The 2,417-nt window shown below is 74.3% G+C and carries 1 protein-coding gene and 1 pseudogene; one reads left to right on the forward strand and one right to left on the reverse strand.

Going from position 1 to position 2,417, the window contains the following annotated elements:
- On the forward strand, window positions 1-1,879 hold a 1,879-nt coding region (locus tag FV223_RS25415), incomplete at its 5' end, for a helicase-related protein (protein ID WP_147729547.1).
- An 80-nt stretch (window positions 1,880-1,959) separates the two neighbouring features.
- Here FV223_RS25415 and FV223_RS25420 read toward each other — a convergent pair.
- A pseudogene (locus tag FV223_RS25420) lies at window positions 1,960-2,417 on the reverse strand (MFS transporter); the annotation flags it as partial.

The raw sequence follows: 2,417 nt of genomic DNA on the forward strand, positions 1-2,417 counted from the left end.
CGCCTGGCGGCTCCGGGTCGGCCTGCCGCTCCTCGACGACGGCCGCCTCGACCTGCGCCTCGACGCGCCGCCGGGCGAGGCGGCGGCCGAGATCCTGGAGGAGATGGCGCTCGGCAACGATCCGGCCTGGCGCCTCGACGACCTGCGCCGGGCGCTGGCCGAGACGTCGGCGGCCTCGGCGCGCACGCTCCACCGCACGGTCGCGCGCCTGCGCGACCAGATCCGGGACGACCTCCACGAGATCGGGGCGGACGCGCCGACCTACATCGCCCATCTCGACCGGTCGCTGCGCGCTCGCGTCTTCACGCCCGCGCCGAACCTCGCTCACGCGATCCTCGACACCCTGAAGACGGTGCGGACGCGGGCGAAGGTGGTGGCGCGCGAGGAATCCGGCCGTCGCCGCCTGCGCGACCGGGTCGGGTTCGGCTCCTACATCGACAAGTTCGTGCCCGCCCGCCGGCTGAACCGGCGCATCGTCTTCCACATGGGCCCGACCAATTCCGGCAAGACCTACGCGGCGCTGGAAGTGCTGGCAAAGGCGCCGACCGGGACCTACCTCGCGCCCTTGCGCCTGCTCGCGCTGGAGAACTACGAGGCCCTGCTCGAGCGGGGCCTGCGCGCCGGCATGGTCACCGGCGAGGAGATTCTGGGGGAGCCGGACCCGAGCCACACCGCGCGCACCATCGAGACCGCGGACCTGCGCCGCCCGGTCGAGGTCGCGGTGATCGACGAGATCCAGATGCTGTCCGACCCCGATCGCGGCTGGGCCTGGACTAACGCGCTGTTCGGGATCCCGGCGAAGACCGTGATCGTCTGCGGCTCGGACGACGCGCTCTCGCATGTCCGCCGCGCGGCGGAGGCCGCGGGCGAATCGCTCGACGTCGTGACCTTCGTGCGCAAGACCCCGCTGGTGGCGCTCGACGAGCCCGTGCCCCTCGAATCCGTGCAGCCGGGGGATGCCGTCGTCGCCTTCTCGCGGCGGGCCGTGCACGAGAACCGCGAGGCGCTGGTGGCGGCCGGGCGCAGCGTCGCCACCATCTACGGCGCGCTCTCGCCGGAGGTGCGCCGGGCGGAAGCGGCACGGTTCCGCGACGCCGAGGCCGAGGTGCTGGTCACCACCGACGCGATCGGCATGGGCCTGAACCTCGGACCGCTCAAGCGGGTGATCTTCTCGGCGGTCACCAAGTGGGACGGCACGGCGACCCGCCCGCTCACCAACCCCGAGATCCGCCAGATCGCCGGCCGGGCCGGGCGCTTCGGCTATCAGGACGAGGGCCACGTCTCGGCCACCGACGACGTGAGCCTCGGCCCGATCCGCGATGCGCTGGCCGGCGCGCCGACGGCGCCCGCCGCCGACACCCGGTTCTACGTCCGGCCGGACCTGATCGCGATCGAGGCGGCGGCGGCCGAACTCGGCACCGACTCGCTCGCCGAGGTGCTGACGCATTTTTCCCGCGCGACGTTCTACGAGGGGTCCCCGTTCCAGCCCTCCGCGATGGAGGAGGCGCTGGAGGCGGCGCGCGCGGTCGACACGGCGCACCTGCCGATCCGCGAGGCCTTCGCCTTCGCGGTCTGCCCGATCGACCGGCGCGACCCGGCCTCGACCGCGGTGCTCGACCGCTGGGTCCAGGCCCGCGCGGCCGGCGCCGCCGTCCCGGCTCTGAGGGCCAACGTCGGCGGCGAGCTCGAGTACCTCGAACGCACGGTCAAGCTCGCCGCCGCCTACCTCTGGCTGGCCCGGCGCTTCCCCGACACGTTCGACGAGGCGGAGGCGACCAAGCTGCTGCGCGGCCGCGCCAACGCCGCCATCGAGCAGGCCCTGCGCGAGACGGCCTCGCGCACCGTGGCGGCACGGGCGCGGCCGCGCGTGCCGGCGTGACGTGGCGCTCTTTCCCTCCCCCGCAGAGGGGGAGGGAAGGCGCGCGTGGGCGTCGAAACCGAGCGGATTCGCGAAGAGACCTACTCTGCGCCCTGCCCCGCCGGCCTTGCCAGCAGCACGGCGGTCGCGATCCCGACGGCGAGGATCGTGACGGCGCAGGCGGCGAGCGCCGCGAGCTGGCCGATGCCCTGGAGCGCGACGCCGAGCACGGCGACGCCGAGCGCCTGCCCGCAGAAGAACGAGAAGGCGTGGAGCGCCACCGCCGAGGCGCGGGCGGTCGGGGCGACCTCGGTCACCTGCACCTGAAACGTGTTGTGCAGCATGTAGAAGCCGAGCCCCATCGCGACGAGGGCGGCCGCGTCGAGCTGCCAGCGCCCCGCGAGGCCGATCATGGTCAGGGCACCGGCGCAGACGAGGCCGCCGCCGACCAGCATCCGCTGCATCCCGAGGAACCGGACCAGCAGGCCGACGAGGGCGGAGTAGATCAGCCCGCCGACGGCGAAGCCGGCGAGCGCCAGCCCGGCCTGGGCGTCGCGGC

Source organism: Methylobacterium sp. WL116, from assembly GCF_008039455.1.
Classification (GTDB): domain Bacteria; phylum Pseudomonadota; class Alphaproteobacteria; order Rhizobiales; family Beijerinckiaceae; genus Methylobacterium.